Below are 19,384 nucleotides of genomic sequence, written 5' to 3'. Positions count from 1 at the left end.
TTCCTTGGCCGGGGGCCAGGAGCCAGGAGCCAGGAGCCGGTGGGGGTTAGGGCGCAGTTCCTCGCGCCCTAACCCCCCGCCCCCTCTGTACGTCCTCTACTTCACCAGCTTCCAGTCCTGCGAACCGTCCGTCGTAGCGTTCTGCAGGGTCAACGGAGCCCCGGCGCTCGCGCCCGTCAAGTACACGTTCGGGTTCTTGAGCGACTGGAGCTTGTAGAAGCCGTCGTCCGTCTTGACCAGGTTCCAGCTGCCCGTGGCGCTGTTGTCGACCCACTGGCCGATGCGCTGGCCGACCGTCGCGTTGCCGGTCCAGATGGACGCCGCGCGACCGCCGGACCTGTTCAGCAGGGTCGTACCGCCGTTCGGTTCGGTCACCACGTGCCAGGACTGGGTGTCGGGGTTCGCCGCGGCTCCGGCGTCCTCCAGGACCACGTCGGGGGTGTCCGCGTTGCCGAGGTTGGCGTCGTTGGTCTTGTTGCCGGTGCCGATCACCTGGCCGGTCTTGCGGTTCAGCAGCTGGTAGTAGGTGCCGGCCGAGTCGCCGAGGTCGACCTCCGCGTAGGCGATCGTGGAGGTGCCCTGGTTGTTGAGGATCGCGACACGTCCGGTGCTGTCGACGTACTGCAGGTTGCGGCTGTAGCCGGCCGGCGAGGTCGTCTGGTACTCCGTCCACACCCCGTCGCTGCGCCCGCTCTCGTTGACCCAGACGTCACCGCTGTTCGAGGCGTTGTACACCAGGCGTCCGTCGGGGATCCGGACGATGACCGGGCTGCCGCCGCCCGAGAGCGGCCGGGAACCGGAGACGACCGGCAGCGAGCCGACGGACATGCCGGTCTGGGACCCGCGGAAGAACTTCAGCGGGCTGTCGGCGATCACGTACCGGGTGTTGGCCCCGCCGCCCCAGTACTCGAACGTGAGCAGCCACCTGCCGTCCGACGTGGCGACGACGTTGGTCATGCCCGGCCGCCCGCCCCCGATCTCCGTCTTGCCGCCGCCCATGTCCTGCTTGGACCCGGCGACGTCGACGACCGGGGCGCTCCACGTGGCGGCACTGCCGTCCCACGTCCGGTGGGCGAGGATCTGGCCGTGCGAGTCGGTTGCCGTGTCGTTGGCGGGGTCCAGGGTCGGGACGCCGGTGACCGGGTCGAAGCCGGTGTAGTCGTTCTCGTCGGAGTAGTAGCAGACCAGTTTGCCGTCGTAGACCATCAGGTACGGCTCCCAGAGGGGGTCCACCTGCCGGTTCGTGTTCGCCGCCGCGATGTTCTGGCCGACCGCGCCCGCGCTCCCGCCCTGCCAGCCGCCGGTCGCGATGACGTTGACGACCTTCCAGCTCCTGCCGTCGTCGGTGCTCGAGTACAGGGCGATCGCCAGGTCCTTGCGGTCACCGTCGTTGTTCGGCGTCCAGTTGGGGTCGGCCGCCTTGTGCTCCTTGTAGTAGTAGTCGTCCCCCGACACGACACTGGCCAGCAGCAGGGTGCCCTTCTTGAGCGCACCGACCTTCTGCGGAAGGACGTAGAGATACGGGTTGGTCCAGTTGCTCGTGTACCGGGCGTACTTGGGGTCCGTGGAGAGGTACGCGGGAGCCTTGACCTCGGACAGCGGCTGCCAGCTCGTTCCGGCGTCGTCGCTCTTGTAGACCGGGAGGGTCTGTCCGTCGGCGCTTCCCGACGTCGTCACGACGGTGGACTTCTCGAACGAGGCGACCAGCCGCCCGCCCGGCAGCTCCGCCGACTTCGGGTAGACCGCGCAGTTGCCCCGGCCCTTCAGACACGGCTCGTTGCCGAGCTGGTAGAGGATTCCGCCGGTCGGGTTGTAGGCCTGGGCGGTCGCCATCGGTACCGCCAGCAGCGCGGCTGCCGCGACGAACGTACCCAGCGCCTTGGTCAACTTTCGTCTACTCTGCCTGATCGGCATTGCCCCTCCGGTCGCTCTGTTCCAAGTCCACTCTTGACTGCGTAGTCAGGCCGGAGTCTGTGGCCCGGATCGAGCCGGCGTCAATACTCGTGTCGCTGCTGTTTCCTGCGGGTTACCGGGAATTACGGTGGCGATTGACGATTTCCAGGCCTGACCCGCACACTGATTCCGACGGTTTTCTGACAGCGCAGTCTTGAGAAAAGGGAGCACCGGTGGCCGGTACCCACGGTCGTGACGGCGTCTCGCGGCCGGCCGCGACGAGTTCCGATGTGGCGCGTCTCGCCGGTGTCTCCCAGAAGACGGTCTCGCGGGTCGTGAACAATGAGCCGTACGTCCGTGAGGAGCTGCGCACGCGCGTCCTGCGGGCGGCGCAGCAGCTCGGGTACCGCCCCAACGGCGCGGCGCGCAGCCTCACTTCGGGGCGCAGCCGGCGGCTCGGGGTCATCTCGCTGGGCGCCCGCCTCTACGGCCCCACGACCATGCTCGTCGCCATAGAGCGCTCGGCGCGGCGGCTCGGCTACTCGGTCAGCGTCGCCCACACCACCGAGGACGACGAACACAGCACCGCCGAGGCCATCGACAGCCTCCTCGAACAGGGCGTCGACGGCATCGTGCTGTCGGAGGCGATCGACGAGGGCAGCCCGGTCAAGGTCTGGCTGGACGTCCCGATCCTCACCATCGGGCGGTTCCCCGGGCTGGTCGCGGCGCGGCGCATCCGCTCGGCGGAGAAGTCGGACCGCAGTGGGTATGTGGCGACGCGGCACCTCGTCGACCTGGGGCACACCGAGATCCGGCACGTCTCGGGGCCGGGCCAGTGGTGGGCGTCCCGCGACCGCGCGGACGGCTGGCGCTCGGCGCTGACGGAGGCGGGCCTGCCCGTGGTCGAGCCCGTCGAGGGCGACTGGTCCTGCGCGAGCGGCTACGAGGCGGGGCTGCGACTGGCGGACGACGACGCGATGACCGCCGTGTTCGTCGCGAACGACGACATGGCGATCGGCCTGGTCAGGGCGTTGCACGAGCGGGGGCGGCGGGTGCCGGACGAGGTGAGCGTGGTGGGGATGGACGACATCCCGGCCGCCCGATTCCAGCGGCCCGCGCTGACGACTGTGGCGCAGGATTTCGACGCGGTGGCGACGGAGGGGGTGGGGTTGCTGGTGGAGGAGATCGCGAACCCGGGGTCCGCGGAGCGGGTGTTGCGCGAGGTGGATCCGCCTTTGGTGGTGCGGGAGTCCAGCGGACGGCCACGGTAGCGGGCTCGGGTGGGCTTAGGTTGTCGGTTCGCTGCTGCGGCGTCGTGGCTGGTCGCGCAGTTCCCCGCGCCCCTTTGGGGGCGCTCGTACTCAGGCGAGTTGTTGCCTTGGCGGTGCTGATGCCAGGCGTAGGCCCAGTTCTACGAGGGTCCAGCCGACGCGGGTGCGCAGGTCCCGTGCCGGGGGCTTGGCCGTGGCGGCGAGGCGGTGGGCGTCGGCCTCGGCGCGGAGGTCGGCGGCGCGGAGGTGGTGGAGGGCGAGGTAGGGCTCGGGGCTGCTCATCGGGCGCGGCCTCTCAGGTCGTGTGGGTCGGGAAGACATGGGTGTGGACGCGTACCGTCTCGGCCTCCGGGGTGCCGTCGGCCGGGGCCTGGGCGCGGTAGCTGTCGACGAGTTCGTGCATCCGGTGGATCAGTTCGAGGGCGCTCTCGGGTGTCAGCCGCAGCGTCATGTCACTCAGGTCCGACGAGCGCTGCCACGCCTCTGACCAGTCGTTCGGATTGCCGAGCCAGGTCGAGATCTCCCGGGTGTGGCTGTTCGCGACCTCGTGGATGAACAGGTCGGCGGCGCCACGGACAGCGGGGTCGGGGTCCTTGAACAGGGCGTCGTCGAACTGCACGCCCTCATGGACCGACCGCCACCAGCGCTCCCGCCCCTTGCCGTGCTCGGGCGCGTCCTCGACGAAGCCGTGGGCGGCGAGCTGGCGCAGGTGGTAGCTGGTCGCCCCGCTGGACTCGCCCAGTTTCGCGGCCAGTTGGGAGGCGGTGGCGGGTCCGCCGCGCCGCAGCGCGGTCAGGAGCTGCATCCGCAGGGGATGGGCGAGGCCGCGGAGTGAGCGGGCGTCGAGTACGTGAGGTACGAATTCTTCGGGCTGCTCCGGCATGAACACAAAGGTAGCTTTGCAAAGAAGTCGATGCAAGGGTTTCTTTGCAACTAGTCCTTCGCAAGCCCTACTTCACGAACCCCTCCGCCCGCATCCAGTCCAGCGCCACCTGATGCGGATCCTCCCCCTCCACATCCACCTTGGCGTTCAGCTCCCGCGCCACCGTGTTCGTCAGCCTCGCCGTCACCGGGTCGAGGATCTTGCTGATCGCCGGCCACTTCCTCAGCGTCTTCGAGTTGATCTCGGGGGCCGCGTTGTAGTTGGGGAAGAACTTGCGGTCGTCCGCCATCACCGTGAGGTCCATCGACTTGATGCGGCCGTCCGTCGTGAAGACCTCCCCGTACACGCAACTCCCCTTCGCCGCCTGCGTGTAGATGATCCCGGTGTCCATCTGCGTGATGTTCCCGGCGGGCAGGCTCATGCCGTACGCCTTCTCCATGCCCGGCAGTCCGTCCGCGCGGTTGGCGAACTCGCCCTCCACGCACAGCGTGACCGCCTTCGGCCGGGTCGCCGCCAGTTCGGCCACCGCCGACAGCGTCTTCGTGCCGTACTTACGGAAGTTGGCCTGGTTCATCGCCAGGGCGTAGGTGTTGTTCAGGGCCGACGGGGACAGCCACGTCAGGCCGTTGCCCAGGTCCGCGTCCCGTACCGCCTTCCACTGCGTGTGCGGGTCGGCGATCGGTTCGCTGTTGCCCTGGTACGTGATCCACGCGGTGCCCGTGTACTCGTACATGCCGTCCGCGTCGCCCTTCTTCACCGCCTCGCGCGCCCCGAACGAACCCTGGATGCCCGTCCGGTCGAGCACGTCCGCGCCCGCCGCCTCGAAGGCGATGCCCATCATCGCGCCGAGGATCAGGTTCTCCGTGAACGACTTCGACGTCACCGTCAGATCGGCGCCCTTCAACGGCTTCCCCCTGCCGATCGTGCCCGGTTCGACGTCGTCGACCATCGGGGAGCCGCTGGTCAGACCGCAGGCCGACGCCAGTGCCGCGAGGAGCAGCACCCCGGTCGCCGTGACCCGCCCGCGCCGCCTCATGTCCCCGTCTCCAACCCCCGTGGCCGCAGCAGCAGTTCGGCCAGCGAGGCCAGCCAGTCCACCAGCAGGGCCAGTACGACGGTCAGGATCGAGCCCAGCATCAGCACCGGCATCCGCTGGTTGGTGATGCCGGTCGTGATCAGCACGCCCAGTCCACCGCCCCCGCCGAACGCGGCCAGCGTCGCCGTGCCCACGTTCAGGACGAGTGCCGTACGCACGCCCGCGAGGATCAGCGGTACGGCCAAGGGGAGTTCGACTCTGGTCAGCACCCCGAGCGAGGACATGCCGATGCCCCGGCCGGCCTCCAGGAGCGTCGGGTCGTTGGCCTTCAGGCCGGCGATCGTGTTGGAGAGGACGGGCAGCACCGCGTATGCCACGATGCCGATCAGCGCCGCCTTCCGGCCGATGCCCAGCCAGATCACCAGCAGCGCCAACAGGCCGATCGCTGGCGTTGCTTGACCCATGTTGGCGACCGCCATCGCCACCGGCGTCGCCCGGCGGAACGCCCCGCGCGTGAGCAGGATGCCCAGCGGGATCGCGATGACCAGCACGAAGAACGTGGAGATCGCCGTGAGTTCGACGTGCTGCCAAAGGGCCTTCGACACCTGGCCGTTGGACAGCGCGTTCTCGGAGATCGCGTCCAGGTCGGCCTGCCGGAACCACAGCCAGGTCGCGAGCAGGACGAGGACCAGGACCCCGGGCAGGATCGTCAGCTTCTGCCAACTCAGCCGGGCCGTGCGGGACTTCAGGGATGGGGGAGGGGGTGTAGGAGTTCCGCCGAGACCCGGGCCCGACACCGCCTCCGTACCGTCGCCCGCGCCTCCCTCACTGCCCTCACCGCCCTCGCCCTCTTCCTCCGTCTCGGAGGCGGTCGCCGGAGTGGTCACGCCCTTGCCTCCCCTCGTTCGCCGTCCCCCTCCTGCTCGGCGTGCGTCAGCTCCGTCCGCGCCGACTCCAGGTCGTGCTGCGCCTCCACCGCCTCCAGCCGGTCCGCCTCCAGGAGTTCGTGCACGGAGTTCATCAGCGTCTCCATGTCGACGACCCCCTCGTACTCGCCCCGCCGCCCGGTCACCGCGACCCGGCCCGCGTTGTCCGTCAGCACCGCCTCCAGCGCGTCCCGCAGGGTCGCGTCCCGGGTCACCGTGTCCGACACCAGCGTCCCGGCGCGCGCCAGCGAACCCCTCGCCCGCATCAGGTCGCCCCGCCGCAGCCACTTGTACGGGCGGCGCCGCTTGTCGAGCAGCAGGATCTCGTTCGTCCCGCTGGACCGGAGCTTGTTGAAGATCTCCTGGAGCGGGTCGTCGACGGCCACCGTCGGGTAGTCGGTGATCTCCACGTTCCGTACGCGGGTGAGGTTCAGCCGCTTCAACGCCGCCCCCGCGCCCACGAAACCGGACACGAAGTCGTCCGCCGGGTTGGTCAGGATCGCCTCGGGGGTGTCGAACTGGGCGATGTGCGAGCGCTCGCGCAGCACCGCGATCCGGTCGCCCAGTTTGATCGCCTCGTCGAAGTCGTGCGTCACGAAGACGATCGTCTTGTGCAACTCGTGCTGGAGCCGGATCAGTTCGTCCTGGAGGTGGTCCCGGGTGATCGGGTCGACCGCGCCGAACGGCTCGTCCATCAGCAGGACCGGCGGATCGGCCGCCAACGCCCTTGCCACACCCACCCGTTGCTGCTGACCGCCGGACAGCTGACGCGGATAGCGGTCGTGGAACTCGCCGGGGTCGAGACCGACCAGGTCGAGCATCTCCTCCACCCGCGCCTTGATCCGGGACGCCGGCCAGCCCGTCATCCTCGGCACGAGCGCGATGTTCTGGGCGACCGTCATGTGCGGGAAGAGCCCGGACGACTGGATCGCGTACCCGATCCGGCGGCGCAGCTTCACCGGGTCCATGTCGGTGACGTCCTCGCCGCCGATGCGGATCCGGCCGCCGGTCGGCTCGATCAGCCGGTTGATCATCTTGAGCGTCGTGGACTTCCCGCAGCCCGACGGGCCCACGAAGATGACCGTCTCGCCCGCCTTGATCTCCATCGAGACGTTGTCGACGGCGGGCCGGGGGCTGCCCGGATACCGCTTGGTCAGCCCCTCCAGCTCGATGGTCGCGCCCGCGGACGTGGTCTCAGACACGGATCCCCCTCGGAATGGTCAGGCGCCCGACCAGCACATACGCCGCGTCGAACAGCAGCGCGAGCACGATGATCCCCAGCGTGCCCGCGAGGACCTGGTTCAGCGCGTTCTTGCTGCCCAGCGAGGCGATGCCCCGGAAGATCTCGTTGCCGAGCCCCGGCCCTGACGCGTACGCGGCGATGGCCGCGATGCCCATCAGCATCTGCGTCGAGACCCGGATGCCGGTCAGGATCGGCGGCCAGGCCAGCGGCAGCTCCACCCTGGCCAGCTGCGCCACCCGGGACATCCCGATGCCCCGCGCCGCGTCGACGAGCGACGGGTCGACGCCCCGCAGGCCCACGATCGCGTTGCGCACGATCGGGAGGAGGCCGTAGAGGGTGAGCGCGATGACCGTCGGCGGCACGCCCAGGCCGACGACCGGGATCAGCAGGCCGATCATCGCGAGCGAGGGGATCGTCAGGATCGTCGACGTCGCCGTGGTCGCGAGGTTGCCCGCCCACTCGCTCCGGTAGGTGACGACCCCGAGCGCGACCCCGACGACCGTCGCCACGACCATGCACTGGAACACGGCACTGGCGTGCTGGAACGCGTCCGTGAGGAGCTGCTGATGGCGGTTTCCGAGGTACTCCCAGAAGCTCACCGCCCGCACCTTCCCGTCGGTTCAGTCGATTCGGTCGCTGTCCTCCAGGGCCGCCTGCTCCACCAGCGGGATGATCCGCAGCGGAACGGGGTTCTCCATGACGATCGCCGTGGCGGCCCGGTCGATGCCATCAAAACCGACGACCCGGTCGATCACCCGCTGGAGATCGGCGTTCGAACGGGCCACCAGCCGGCACAGCATGTCCCCGCTGCCGGTGGTCGTGTGCAGCTCAAGCACCTCCGGTACGGACGCCAAGTGGGCCCGTACGTCCGGCCCTTGGCCCTGCCGGATCTGCAGCGTCGCGAAGGCGGTGACCGGGTAGCCGAGGGCCGCCGGGTCCACCTGCGGCCCGAAACCCCGGATGACGCCATTCGACTGAAGCCGGTCCAGCCGCGCCTGCGCCGTCCCGCGCGCCACACCCAGCCGCCGGGACATCTCCAGCACACCGATCCGCGGCTCCCGCGCGAGCAGCACGATGATCCGTCCGTCCAGCTCGTCGATCGTCACGGCGGCCCCCAGTTCGCATGGTCATGATGTACAGAAAGCCCGGCTCTACGGGTCTACAGCTGAGCAGAATGTCCAGTGGCAGCGCAAACTGTTGCGCATCTTGCGAGCCCGGGGCGACGCTTCAGCCATGACGCAGACCACACACCACACTCCCGACACCGCCCGGCAGGCAGACCCCTTCCCGGTCAAGGGAATGGACGCGGTCGTCTTCGCCGTGGGCAACGCCAAACAGGCGGCGCACTACTACTCCACGGCCTTCGGCATGCGGCTCGTCGCCTACTCCGGACCGGAGACGGGCAGCCGCGAGACGGCGTCGTACGTCCTGGAGAACGGCTCCGCCCGGTTCGTGTTCACCTCGGTCGTCAAACCCGCCACCCCCTGGGGCCACTTCCTGTCCGGCCATGTGGCCGAGCACGGCGACGGCGTCGTCGACCTCGCCATCGAGGTCCCGGACGCCCGCGCCGCGTACGAGTACGCCGTCGGCCACGGCGCCCGCTCCCTGGCCGAGCCGTACGAGCTGAAGGACGAGCACGGCACCGTCGTACTCGCCGCGATCGCCACCTACGGCCAGACTCGCCACACCCTCGTCGACCGGTCGGGCTACGACGGCCCGTACCTCCCGGGGTACGCAGCCGCCGCCCCACTCGTCGAACCGCCCGCCCGGCGCACCTTCCAGGCCATCGACCACTGCGTGGGCAACGTCGAACTCGGCCACATGAACGAATGGGTCGGCTTCTACAACAGGGTCATGGGCTTCACGAACATGAAGGAGTTCGTGGGCGACGACATCGCCACCGAGTACAGCGCGCTGATGTCGAAGGTCGTCGCCGACGGGACCCTGAAGGTCAAGTTCCCGATCAACGAGCCCGCGATCGCCAAGAAGAAGTCCCAGATCGACGAGTACCTGGAGTTCTACGGCGGCGCGGGCGTCCAGCACATCGCGCTCAACTCCAGCGACATCGTCGAGACGGTACGGACCATGCGGGCGGCGGGAGTTCAGTTCCTGGACACGCCCGACTCCTACTACGACACCCTGGGGGAGTGGGTCGGCGACACCCGTGTCCCCGTCGACACCCTCCGCGAGCTGAAGATCCTCGCCGACCGCGACGAGGACGGCTATCTGCTCCAGATCTTCACCAAGCCGGTCCAGGACCGGCCGACGGTCTTCTTCGAGATCATCGAACGGCACGGCTCGATGGGCTTCGGCAAGGGCAACTTCAAGGCCCTCTTCGAGGCGATCGAACGGGAGCAGGACCGGCGCGGAAACCTGTGACCAGTCCAGTGCCAGCGGTCAGTTGGGCGGGCCCGCCACCGGCTCGCCCAGCGCCGCCAGCGCCTCCTGCGCCGCCGGGACCCCTGCGGGCGAGAAGTACGGGTTGATCCGCAGCGCCTCCGCCAGATGCCGGCGCGCGGGCCCGCCCATCCTCAACTCCCGCTCGATCATGCCCCGGTGGTACGCGTACAGCGCGCTGCGCACCTCACCGCCGTGCTCCTGGTCGGTCGCCCGCCGCGCCCAGGGGAGCGCCAACTCGCCGTGCCCCGACCGGTGCAGCGCCCAGCCCAGCGCGTCCGCGACATCGAGCCCGGGCTGCCGGGCCCACTCCGCCCGCAGCCGTCGTACCGCCGACTCCGCGTCGCCGTGGTCCGCCTCGAACCGGCCGAGCAGCAACTCGCCGTCCACGCCTGCGGCTTGCTCCTTGGCGACCCGGTCCCGCAGTACGGCGTACTGCGCGCGCGCCTCCTCCGGGCGGCCCAGGGACTCGTACAACTCGCCCAGCTCCAGGGCGTACTGGGGAGAGGGCTGCCCGGACAGGGCCGCCCGGTAGGAGTCGACGGCCTTCTCCGTGTGCCCCAGCGCGGCCAGCGCCCGGCCCTGGCCCGCCCGGGCCGACCACAGTTCGGGGTCGAGACGCAGCGCGGTCTCGAAGTGGGCCAGTGCGGCGGCCGGTTCGCCGCGCTCCCAGGCCAACTCGCCCGCCCGGTACTGCCATTCGGCCTCCTCCGCCGGGGTCGTCGCCCGGGCCGCCGCGTCCGCGAGCGCCGCCTGCGCGTCCTCGCGGCGGCCCTGGTCCCGGTAGACGCCCGCCGTCCGCGCCATGACCGCCGGTACCGTCGCCCCGGCCCGCAGGCCCTGCAGCCGCTCCAGCGTCCGCCGTACCGCCTTGTAGTCGCCGAGGCCGGTGTACGCGTCGAGCAGCGGCGGGTACGACAGCCAGCGCGTCGGCGCCTGGCGTACCGCCGCCTCGCCCCACTTCCGCGCGGCCGGGAAGTCGCGGCGCGCGTTCGCCAGGGCGGCCAGCGCGCCGAGGGCCTCCGCGTTGCCGCCCGGGCGCACCCGTACCGACGTACGCAGTGCCCGTTCGGCCCTCGGGAAGTCGGCGGCGTCGGAGGTCCGCCGGCCGCGCTCCACGTACGCCGAACCGAGCTGCGCCCAGGCCTGCCCGTCACGCGCATGGGCGCGTACGAACGCCTCACGGTCGCCGATGAGCGCCGTCAGGTCGGGCAGCGCGGCCGGTGCGCCGCCGGTCACCGCCTGTTCCGCGCGGGCCGCCGGGCCGGGCACCGGTGGGGCGGCGGGCCCGCCGGAGGGCAGCAGCATCAGGGCGCCGCCGAGTACCGCACACCCCGCGAGTGCGGCGATCAACGGGCGCGGAAGGACACGACCACGGGCATGACCACGGACCCGACCACGGGCTCTCTCCATCACCATGGCGCTCACTGTGCGTCAATAGGACGACCGGATTCCCGTACCGAAAGCGCCTCGCGGACGGGGTTCACACCGATGGCCCCGGGTGCGACGCTGTGATCATGAGCCGTATCCAAGCCGCACCCGACGAAGCCCAGGGCAACCTCACGGACCGGCTGCTCACGGAGCTGCCGGCCGAGGCGGTGCTCACCGATCCGGACGTCACGGCCGCCTACGCCAACGACATGGCGAGCTTCTGCGAGGCGGGCACCCCGGCGGTCGTGGTGCTGCCGCGCACGGTCGAACAGGTGCAGCACGTGATGCGGGTCGCGACCGAACTGCGCGTCCCGGTCGTCCCGCAGGGCGCCCGCACGGGGCTGTCGGGCGCGGCCAACGCGTCCGAGGGCTGCATCGTGCTGTCGCTGGTGAAGATGGACCGCATCCTGGAGATCAACCCCGTCGACCGCATCGCCGTCGTCGAGCCCGGCGTCATCAACGCGACGCTGTCCCGCGCGGTCAACGAACACGGTCTGTACTACCCGCCGGACCCCTCCAGCTGGGAGATGTGCACGATCGGCGGCAACATCGGCACCGCGTCGGGCGGGCTGTGCTGCGTGAAGTACGGGGTCACGGCCGAGTACGTACTCGGGCTGGACGTCGTGCTCGCCGACGGGCGGCTGATGTCCACCGGGCGGCGGACCACGAAGGGTGTCGCCGGGTACGACCTCACCCGCCTCTTCGTGGGCTCGGAGGGCTCGCTGGGCATCGTCGTACGGGCGGTGCTGGCGCTGAAGCCGCAGCCGCCCCGACAGCTGGTGCTGGCCGCCGAGTTCGGGTCGGCGGCGGCTGCCTGTGACGCCGTGTGCCGGATCATGGCGGGCGGTCATGTCCCGTCCCTCCTCGAACTGATGGACCGTACGACCGTCAAGGCGGTCAACGACCTGGCGAACATGGGTCTCCCGGAGTCGACGGAGGCGCTGCTGCTCTGCGCCTTCGACACCCTCGACCCCGCCGCCGACCTGGCCGCGGTCGGCGCCCTGTGCGAGGCGGCCGGGGCGACCGAGGTGGTGCCCGCCGACGACGCCGCCGAGTCCGAACTGCTCCTCCAGGCACGGAGGTTGTGCCTGGTCGCGCTCGAAGCGGTCAAGGGCACGACGATGATCGACGACGTGTGCGTGCCCCGGTCGCGGCTCGCCGAGCTGCTGGAGGGGGTCGAGCGCATCGCCGAGAAGTACCAGCTGACCATCGGGGTGTGCGCGCACGCGGGCGACGGCAACACCCACCCCACGGTCTGCTTCGACGCCCAGGACGCCGACGAGTCCCGGCGGGCCCGCGAGTCCTTCGACGAGATCATGGCGCTCGGTCTGGAACTGGGCGGCACGATCACCGGGGAGCACGGCGTCGGCATCCTGAAGAAGGAGTGGCTGGCGCGGGAGTTGGGGCCGGTGGGCGTGGAGATGCAGCGGGCGGTGAAGGCGACCTTCGACCCGCTGGGCATCCTGAACCCCGGCAAGCTCTTCTGAGCCGGTCCTTGGTGTCATTCGCCGTCCTGCGACTCGTCGCTCGGCCACGGGTCGCGCAGCCAGAGGTCGTCGGCCGGGGTGGGTGCGAGCAGCTCGGCGAGGCCGTCGTCGATTCCGAGCTGCTCGGCCTCAGAGCCCGGGGGGACCGCCCGGAGGGTGCGCTCCAGCCATGCGGACACCTGGGCGGCGGGCGCCTCCAGGAGGGCGTCGCCGTCGGGCGAACTCAGCGCCATCAGGACGACACTGCGCCCGTCGACCTTGGTCGGCCAGACGCGCACGTCACCGTGCCCGCAGGGCCGGAACACCCCCTCGACCAGCAGCTCGCGGGCGAACGTCCAGTTCACCGGGTTCTCCGAGCTGATGTGGAAGGCGATGTGGACGGCGAAGGGGTCGTTGGTGCGGTAGGTGAGCCGGGCCGGGACGGGGATGCTCCGCTCCGGCGACAGGATGAGTTTCAGCTCCAGTTCCCGTTCCACCACGGTGTTCATGGCGTGAGTCATGCGGGCACTTCCTCTCTTCTCGTGAGCCTCTGCGGCGGGCCCGTACGAGGAGAGAGGGCGGGGAGGCGTGAGCATTACGCGGTTTCCGGAAACTTTTTTGGCGGCCTTCGACGGAGGGCCCCGGTGTCCGTAGCAGATGGTGTGCCGGAGTGTGCCCGAATGGGGGCTGTCCGACCGCACTGGCCCAGTGAAGCGTGCCCGTCTGGCTGTGTCTTCCCGGGGGATAACCCCCGGACCCCCAGCCGAAGGCCGCGTCGGTTCGTCTTGGCCCCCGTCGGCCGGTCCCGCGTCTGTAGCAGATGGTGTGCCGGAGTGTGCCCGAATGGGGGCTGTCCGACCGCACTGGCCCAGTGACGCGTGCCCGTCTGGTAGATGTGGTGCACCCCAAATGACCCCCGAGCAGATACGGGACGACGGACATGAGCGCCCCAACCCCGGCCCCCGGTGACGACAGGCCCCGTGAAGGGTTTTACCCGGACCCGTCCATTCCTGGATATGTCCGGTTCTGGAACGGCACCGCCTGGGTGCCGGGGACCAGCCGTCCGGCGGTGGCGTCCGACGGTGTGCCCAGTGCGGCGTCGGTCGCGCGGGTCGAGGAGACCGGGCCGCACTTCTTCGACGAGGACCCGCGTTCGCCCGCGCCGCGCCGGGCGACCCCGGCGGAGGCCCAGCACGGCAGCCGGCCCGAACCCGCGTCCGCCTGGGGCGCCGACCGTTCCCAGCAGTCCGGCTTCGGCGGTGACCGGGACCGCCAGGTCTCCTGGGGCTCACCGGCGCAGGCCGCCGAGGCGATGGCGGCCGACCCCCGGCTGTCGAGCGGGGACGGTACGGCGACGGCCCCGCCCGCCGACGCGGACGCCGGTGAGGTGCCCGAGTCGGGGACGTTCGTGTTCCGTCGGCCCACCCCGGGGCCGGCCGCGATCGGGGGTGCCGAGGGGGCCGTGCCCTTCCAGGCGCCGTCCCCGCGCACGGGGCGCGAGGGCGGGGCGGGCGGCGCGCAGCCGGGGAGCACGGGGTCGCCGGAGGGCGCGCAGGGCCCCGGCACGGCACCCGCTCCGGGTACCGGCAGCGGTGGCTTCGGTGCCGGGAAGGCCGCGGCTGCCCGTGCCGCCGCGGCCCAGGGCGCCAATCCCGCCCTGCTGCCCGCGGCCCCGGGCCTGCCGCAGCAGAGCCGTCCCGGCGCCGGTGCGCCCATGGCCCCCGGCGTCGGCGGCGGCCAGCCCTCCTGGGCCATGCAGGCGCCCCGCCCGGGCGGGCCCGACGAGGGCGGGGAGCAGCGCCTCGCGCCCTGGAAGCCGCCCGTCGAGGACGTGTTCCAGGCCGCCGCCCGCAGACAGGCGGCGGCCCGCCCGGCGGGCCTCGGCAAGCGGTTCGCCGCCCGGCTCGTGGACACCCTGGTCCTCGGTGCCCTCACCGCGACGGCCGCCGTGCCGCTGGGCACCATGGCCGTCGACCACATCAACGGCAAGATCGACGCGGCCAAGCTCTCCGGCGAGACCGTGACCGTATGGCTGCTCGACGGCACGACCGGGCTGTACCTGGGCATCGTGCTCGCTGTACTGCTGCTCGCCGGGGTGCTGTCCGAGGCGTGGCCCACCGCCAAGTGGGGGCGCACCCTCGGCAAGAAGCTGTTCGGCCTGGAGGTCCGGGACATCGAGGGCCACGAGCCCCCGTCCTTCGGCGCCGCCCTGCGCCGCTGGCTCGTCTACAGCCTCCCCGGACTGCTCGGCATCGGTGTCGTGGGTGTCCTGTGGTGCCTGTTCGACCGCCCGTGGCGCCAGTGCTGGCACGACAAGGCGGCGCACACCTTCGTGGCGGGCTGAGGCCGTACGGCCCGTAGGGCAGACGCGGGGCGGCCGGGTACGGCGTACGAATCACCCGATTCGGTCCCCCGGACGGCCGCTCGCCGGATGCGGAACGCGGCGGTTCGCGGTCGACTCGGGCCATGAGCAGCGAACCGCCCCCCGGCGCCGGTCAGCAGCCACCGGAAGACGACCCGTTCAGGAAGCAGCCACCGCCTCCGTCGTACGGCGCGGGCGATCCGTACGGCGGATCGGGCTCGGCCGGCGGCGGCTCGCCGTACGGCGGCGGCGCCGATACGCCCTACGGCGGTGGTGATCCCTACGGCGGGGGTGGCGCCGCCGACCCCCTCGCGGGGATGCCGCCGCTCGCCGAGAGCGGTCGGCGCGTGCTCGCCCGGATCATCGACATGATCCTCGTCGGCGTCGTCGTCTGGCTGCTCACCCTGGGCTTCCAGGTCAACGAGTACGACTTCGACAGCGACAAGGTCGAGTACGGCCGCTCGATCGGCCAGTCGCTCATCGCCGCCGTGCTCTACATCGCGTACGACACGATCCTGATGTCCAGGACCGGGCAGACCCTCGGCAAGAAGTGGCTCAAGCTGCGGGTGGCCAACCTCGACAACGGCGCCACGCCCTCCGTGCAGACCATGTTCGTGCGGTCCCTCGTGCTGTGGATCCCCTTCGCCTTCTGCTGCGCCTGCATCTGGACGGCGATCGCGGGCGGTTGGAGCTTCTTCGACAAGCCGTACAAGCAGGGGCTGCACGACAAGGCGGCCAAGACGGTGGTGGTCAGCGCGGGTTGACCGACTCCGGGCAGGACAACGGCGGTTGGGCGGGCCTGCATGTCGCAGGCCCGCCCAACCGCCGTTGGCGCGAGGGTGGTTCAGTCCTGGTGCACCGAGGAGACCTGTACCGGGACGCGCTCGCGCGGCGCCGCCGGGGCGGCCGACGAGGCGACGACCTGGGAGGCCGTCCGGGACGGCTTGGAGCGGGGCACGGTCATGGCCACGAGCAGCCCCAGGGCGAGTCCCACGAGGGCGATCAGCGCGACCCCCGGGCCCGAACTCGTCTGGGACAGCAGCAGCATGGCGAGCGTCGAGAGGATCACGGTGCACGAACCGTAGGCGAGCTGTGCGGCGGTCGGACGAGGCGCGGTCGGACGAGGCATGGCAATCGAGTCCTCGTTGGATTCGGGGGTCATCGGGGGTGAGCGACGCGCGTCGGCCTGGCTTTCCACCGGACATCCGGCGTTCCGCCGACCGACTCTAATCGCGTGCATGCCCGAGTGGAACGCGCAGTAAGCGTGACCTAACACACGGCTCCGGAGCACAGGGGGCGCACGGAGTCATGACGTCCAGCAAGTGGACGCGCCCGCGCGCCGGTAATGCATTTGACCTGTCCAAGTCAAGATCTGTCTTTTCTTCTGAAACTCTAGTCAAATTGCGTCACTTGACTACACGCGTATACCGCCCGCGGACTGCTTCCGAACCAGGAATCCCCCCATCCGCGGCTGACGGACGCGGGGGAGGACCCTCAAGTGACCAGCAGACCCTGGACGTTCAGAACGGCCGCCGTAGGCGTAGCACTCGCCACGGCCGCCGCCACCCTCTCCACCTTCGCCATCGCGCAGGCGGACTCGGGTACCAAGGCCGCCCCGGCCGCCGACCGGCACGACCCGGCGGAGCACCAGCACGCCGAGCACGACCTCGACGGCCCGCTCAGCAAGACCCAGGAGGCCCAGCGCGAGGAAGCCCTCAACCAGGTCATCTCCGGTGAGTCGACGGCCAAGAACCGGGGCGGTTCGCAGGTCGTCCAGCTCAAGAGCGGCAAGGGCAAGGGCAAGTACGTCGAACTGGGCCGGGAGAAGACCGACAAGATCTTCACCATCCTGGTCGAGTTCGGCGACCAGATAGACAGCCGCTACGGCGGCACGGCCGGCCCGCTCCACAACGAGATAGCCGAGCCGGACCGCACCCAGGACAACAGCACGGCCTGGCAGGCGGACTACAACACCGAGCACTTCCAGCAGCTCTACTTCGGCACCGGCAAGAACGTCGAGTCGATGAAGAAGTACTACGAGAAGCAGTCCTCGGGCCGCTACTCGGTCGAGGGCACGGTCTCGGACTGGGTCAAGGTCCCCTACAACGAGGCCCGTTACGGCTCCAACCTGGCCAACGACGGTGCCTGGTACGCCGTTCAGGACGGGGTCACCGCATGGGTCGCGGCGCAGGAGGCAGCAGGCGCGACCGACGCGGAGATCAAGGCGCAGCTGGCCGGGTACGACCAGTGGGACCGCTACGACTTCGACGCCGACGGCAACTTCAACGAACCCGACGGCTACATCGACCACTTCCAGATCGTGCACGCCGGTGAGGACGAGTCCGCGGGCGGCGGCGCACAGGGCGAGGACGCCATCTGGGCGCACCGCTGGTACGCGTTCGGCACCGACGCCGGCGCGACCGGGCCCTCCGGCAACCTGCTCGGCGGCGCGCAGATCGGCGACACCGGCATCTGGGTCGGCGACTACACCATCCAGCCCGAGAACGGCGGACTCGGCGTCTTCGCCCACGAGTTCGGCCACGACCTCGGTCTGCCGGACCACTACGACACCACCAACACCGGTGAGAACTCGACCGGGTTCTGGACCCTGATGTCGTCCGGCTCCTGGCTCGGCACCGGCGGCGACAACATCGGCAACCTGCCCGGTGACATGACCGCCTGGGACAAGCTCCAGCTGGGCTGGCTCGACTACGACACGGCGAAGGCCGGGAAGAAGTCCAGCCACAAGCTGGGCGTCGCCGAGTACAACACCAAGAACGCGCAGGCGCTCGTCGTCGAACTGCCCGAGAAGACGGTCACCACCGAGGTCGTCGCCCCGGCGCAGGGTGCGACCCAGTGGTGGAGCGGCAGCGACAACAACCTCTCCAACACGCTGGCCCGTTCGGTCGACCTCACCGGCAAGTCCTCGGCCACTCTGACCCTGGACGGCTGGTACGACATCGAGGCCGACTACGACTACCTCTACACCGAGGTCTCCACGGACGCCGGCGCCACCTGGACGGCGATCGACGGCACGGTCGACGGCGCGGCGATCCCGCGCGACGGCAGCGGCAAGCCGGCGCTCACCGGCACGGTGGACGCGTACAAGAAGCTGTCGTACCCCCTGGACGCCTACGCGGGCCAGAAGTTCACCCTGCGCTTCCGCTACACCTCGGACGGGGGCGTCTCCCAGAAGGGCTTCGCGGCCGACGAGATCACGCTCACCGCGGACGGCGCGACGGTCTTCTCGGACAACGCGGAGAGCGCGGACGCGGCCTGGACGACGAAGGGCTTCTCGCGCATCGGCGCGGGCATCACGGACGAGTACGCGCAGTACTACATCGCCGAGAACCGCCAGTACGTGTCGTACGACAAGACCCTCAAGGTCGGCCCGTACAACTTCGGCTTCTCGGCGACCCGTCCGTCCTGGGTCGAGCACTTCCCGTACCAGAACGGCCTGTTGATCTGGAAGTGGGACACCTCGCAGCAGGACAACAACGTCACCGCGCACCCCGGTCTCGGCAAGATCCTCCCGGTGGACGCGCACCCGACCCCGCTGAAGTGGGCGGACGGCACGCTGATGCGCAGCCGTATCCAGTCCTACGACTCCCCGTTCAGCCTGTACCGCACGGACGCGCTGCGCCTCCACAAGGCGGACGTGCTGACGAAGGTCGCCTCGCAGAAGGGCGTGTCGACCTTCAACGACCACACCTCCACGTACTACGACGCGGCGACCCCGCTGGCGGGTGTGAACATCACTGACACCAACACCAAGATCAAGATCGTCAAGGAGGCCAAGGACGGCTCCACGATCTCGCTCCAGGTGGGCCCCGCGGTGAAGTAATCCACATAACCGCAGCTCAGAGCATGATCGGCCGTGACCCCCTGGCGGGTCGCGGCCGATCGTGTTTAGGTGCGTCCTGTGGTTTTCTTATTGACATCGATCCGACACCGAGTCCCACGGGGGGTGTGACCGCATGGCCGCAGGAGGTTTCTGCAGACTGCCGAGTGGCAGCGTGGTGGTGGCGCTGAACCTGCCCAGCCCCAGCGCGCCGACCGTCGCGGTGGGCCCGTCCGACGTACGCGTCCTGGTCCTGGCCCAGAACCGCGCACGGGCGCTGACGCGGCTGCGGAACCTGGGCCTGCGAGCGGTCTACCTCCGGGGCAACGCGGCCCCGCCGACCCCGGACGAGATCACGGCGGTCCTCCACCACCCCGACGGCCTGATATGGCGCACGGCGCCGGACAACAGCGTGCTGTCACCGTCGGCCCTGGAGCGAACGGAACTGTGGCACCCGATCCGCTCACTGCTGCGACGTCCGGCGGCACGGGCGTGACATCGACTGAGCCCGGACCTTGATTTCCCTCGCCCCCGCCGCCCCTACCCGTCCCATCCCGGGGGGGGGCCGCCCCCCCCCCCCCCCCCAGGCGCGAGCGACGGACCGGCGGGGAGGGGGGGGGCGGGGGGGGGGGGGG

Annotated in this window: 18 protein-coding genes; 7 read left to right on the top strand and 11 right to left on the bottom strand. The window is 70.4% G+C overall.

The annotated features are described in order from the left end of the window. Window positions 1-96: 96 nt before the first annotated feature. Complete coding sequence (locus tag CW359_RS35500) at window positions 97-1,833, bottom strand: RICIN domain-containing protein (RefSeq protein ID WP_105974376.1); 1,737 nt, start codon at window positions 1,831-1,833, stop codon at window positions 97-99. A gap of 293 nt (window positions 1,834-2,126) precedes the next feature. Here CW359_RS35500 and CW359_RS35495 point away from each other — a divergent pair, with 293 nt between their 5' ends. Further along, window positions 2,127-3,164, top strand: coding sequence for a LacI family DNA-binding transcriptional regulator (locus CW359_RS35495; protein WP_105974334.1), 1,038 nt, complete (start codon window positions 2,127-2,129; stop codon window positions 3,162-3,164). A 90-nt stretch (window positions 3,165-3,254) separates the two neighbouring features. On the opposite strand, the gene CW359_RS35490 is transcribed toward CW359_RS35495, so the two are convergent. The 7 genes from CW359_RS35490 to CW359_RS35460 form a co-directional block, all read right to left on the bottom strand. Continuing rightward, window positions 3,255-3,446, bottom strand: coding sequence for a hypothetical protein (locus CW359_RS35490; protein ID WP_105974333.1), 192 nt, complete (start codon window positions 3,444-3,446; stop codon window positions 3,255-3,257). A gap of 13 nt (window positions 3,447-3,459) precedes the next feature. Then, window positions 3,460-4,047: an ArsR/SmtB family transcription factor gene (locus CW359_RS35485; protein ID WP_105974375.1), complete on the bottom strand. Its 588-nt coding sequence runs from the start codon at window positions 4,045-4,047 to the stop codon at window positions 3,460-3,462. A gap of 67 nt (window positions 4,048-4,114) precedes the next feature. After that, window positions 4,115-5,083 (bottom strand): glycine betaine ABC transporter substrate-binding protein, encoded by a 969-nt coding sequence (locus tag CW359_RS35480; RefSeq protein WP_105974332.1) that lies wholly within the window; start codon window positions 5,081-5,083, stop codon window positions 4,115-4,117. After that, window positions 5,080-5,832: an ABC transporter permease gene (locus CW359_RS35475; protein ID WP_232838755.1), complete on the bottom strand. Its 753-nt coding sequence runs from the start codon at window positions 5,830-5,832 to the stop codon at window positions 5,080-5,082. The genes CW359_RS35480 and CW359_RS35475 overlap by 4 nt, the downstream gene beginning before the upstream one ends. Window positions 5,833-5,966: 134 nt before the next feature. Beyond that, window positions 5,967-7,211: a betaine/proline/choline family ABC transporter ATP-binding protein gene (locus CW359_RS35470; protein WP_105974330.1), complete on the bottom strand. Its 1,245-nt coding sequence runs from the start codon at window positions 7,209-7,211 to the stop codon at window positions 5,967-5,969. After that, the gene (locus CW359_RS35465) at window positions 7,204-7,851 is read right to left on the bottom strand and encodes an ABC transporter permease (RefSeq protein ID WP_105974329.1); all 648 of its coding nucleotides are present in this window, start codon (window positions 7,849-7,851) and stop codon (window positions 7,204-7,206) included. Before CW359_RS35465 ends, CW359_RS35470 begins: the two co-directional genes overlap by 8 nt. Window positions 7,852-7,872: 21 nt before the next feature. Further along, window positions 7,873-8,358, bottom strand: a complete 486-nt coding sequence (locus CW359_RS35460) for an Lrp/AsnC family transcriptional regulator (RefSeq protein WP_105974328.1) — start codon at window positions 8,356-8,358, stop codon at window positions 7,873-7,875. Window positions 8,359-8,485: 127 nt separating this feature from the next. Here CW359_RS35460 and hppD point away from each other — a divergent pair, with 127 nt between their 5' ends. After that, window positions 8,486-9,631, top strand: a complete 1,146-nt coding sequence (gene hppD, locus CW359_RS35455) for a 4-hydroxyphenylpyruvate dioxygenase (RefSeq protein WP_105974327.1) — start codon at window positions 8,486-8,488, stop codon at window positions 9,629-9,631. 18 nt (window positions 9,632-9,649) lie between these two features. On the opposite strand, the gene CW359_RS35450 is transcribed toward hppD, so the two are convergent. Further along, the gene (locus tag CW359_RS35450) at window positions 9,650-11,068 is read right to left on the bottom strand and encodes a tetratricopeptide repeat protein (protein ID WP_105974326.1); all 1,419 of its coding nucleotides are present in this window, start codon (window positions 11,066-11,068) and stop codon (window positions 9,650-9,652) included. 92 nt (window positions 11,069-11,160) lie between these two features. Between CW359_RS35450 and CW359_RS35445 the strand changes: the two genes are divergently transcribed. Further along, on the top strand, window positions 11,161-12,567 hold the full coding sequence (locus CW359_RS35445) for an FAD-binding oxidoreductase (protein WP_105974325.1): 1,407 nt from the start codon (window positions 11,161-11,163) through the stop codon (window positions 12,565-12,567). Between the two features lie 14 nt (window positions 12,568-12,581). Here CW359_RS35445 and CW359_RS35440 read toward each other — a convergent pair whose 3' ends face one another. Beyond that, the gene (locus CW359_RS35440) at window positions 12,582-13,055 is read right to left on the bottom strand and encodes an SsgA family sporulation/cell division regulator (protein WP_105974374.1); all 474 of its coding nucleotides are present in this window, start codon (window positions 13,053-13,055) and stop codon (window positions 12,582-12,584) included. Between the two features lie 431 nt (window positions 13,056-13,486). Between CW359_RS35440 and CW359_RS35435 the strand changes: the two genes are divergently transcribed. Both CW359_RS35435 and CW359_RS35430 read left to right on the top strand, forming a co-directional pair. Further along, a complete protein-coding gene (locus tag CW359_RS35435) occupies window positions 13,487-14,890 on the top strand; it encodes an RDD family protein (protein ID WP_105974324.1) in 1,404 nt (467 codons plus the stop codon). 122 nt (window positions 14,891-15,012) lie between these two features. Further along, window positions 15,013-15,672 (top strand): RDD family protein, encoded by a 660-nt coding sequence (locus tag CW359_RS35430; RefSeq protein WP_105974323.1) that lies wholly within the window; start codon window positions 15,013-15,015, stop codon window positions 15,670-15,672. 80 nt (window positions 15,673-15,752) lie between these two features. On the opposite strand, the gene CW359_RS35425 is transcribed toward CW359_RS35430, so the two are convergent. Beyond that, window positions 15,753-16,037, bottom strand: a complete 285-nt coding sequence (locus CW359_RS35425; protein ID WP_105974373.1) for a hypothetical protein — start codon at window positions 16,035-16,037, stop codon at window positions 15,753-15,755. A 369-nt stretch (window positions 16,038-16,406) separates the two neighbouring features. On the opposite strand from CW359_RS35425, the gene CW359_RS35420 reads away from it, so the two are divergent. Next, complete coding sequence (locus tag CW359_RS35420) at window positions 16,407-18,752, top strand: immune inhibitor A domain-containing protein (RefSeq protein WP_105974322.1); 2,346 nt, start codon at window positions 16,407-16,409, stop codon at window positions 18,750-18,752. Window positions 18,753-18,885: 133 nt separating this feature from the next. Next, complete coding sequence (locus CW359_RS35415; RefSeq protein WP_105974321.1) at window positions 18,886-19,245, top strand: hypothetical protein; 360 nt, start codon at window positions 18,886-18,888, stop codon at window positions 19,243-19,245. Window positions 19,246-19,384 lie beyond the last annotated feature (139 nt).

The sequence above is a fragment of the Streptomyces geranii genome (assembly GCF_002954775.1).
Lineage (GTDB): Bacteria > Actinomycetota > Actinomycetes > Streptomycetales > Streptomycetaceae > Streptomyces > Streptomyces geranii.
This window is presented reverse-complemented; position numbering and strand designations above follow the sequence as displayed.

Coding starts and splice junctions, on each gene's coding strand:
- CW359_RS35500 (WP_105974376.1), bottom strand. CDS start 1,833: ATGGCGACCGCCCAGGCCTACAACCCGACCGGCGGAATCCTCTACCAG.
- CW359_RS35490 (WP_105974333.1), bottom strand. CDS start 3,446: ATGAGCAGCCCCGAGCCCTACCTCGCCCTCCACCACCTCCGCGCCGCC.
- CW359_RS35485 (WP_105974375.1), bottom strand. CDS start 4,047: ATGCCGGAGCAGCCCGAAGAATTCGTACCTCACGTACTCGACGCCCGC.
- CW359_RS35480 (WP_105974332.1), bottom strand. CDS start 5,083: ATGAGGCGGCGCGGGCGGGTCACGGCGACCGGGGTGCTGCTCCTCGCG.
- hppD (WP_105974327.1), top strand. CDS start 8,486: ATGACGCAGACCACACACCACACTCCCGACACCGCCCGGCAGGCAGAC.
- CW359_RS35450 (WP_105974326.1), bottom strand. CDS start 11,068: ATGGTGATGGAGAGAGCCCGTGGTCGGGTCCGTGGTCATGCCCGTGGT.
- CW359_RS35440 (WP_105974374.1), bottom strand. CDS start 13,055: ATGAACACCGTGGTGGAACGGGAACTGGAGCTGAAACTCATCCTGTCG.
- CW359_RS35435 (WP_105974324.1), top strand. CDS start 13,487: ATGAGCGCCCCAACCCCGGCCCCCGGTGACGACAGGCCCCGTGAAGGG.
- CW359_RS35430 (WP_105974323.1), top strand. CDS start 15,013: ATGAGCAGCGAACCGCCCCCCGGCGCCGGTCAGCAGCCACCGGAAGAC.
- CW359_RS35425 (WP_105974373.1), bottom strand. CDS start 16,037: ATGCCTCGTCCGACCGCGCCTCGTCCGACCGCCGCACAGCTCGCCTAC.
- CW359_RS35415 (WP_105974321.1), top strand. CDS start 18,886: ATGGCCGCAGGAGGTTTCTGCAGACTGCCGAGTGGCAGCGTGGTGGTG.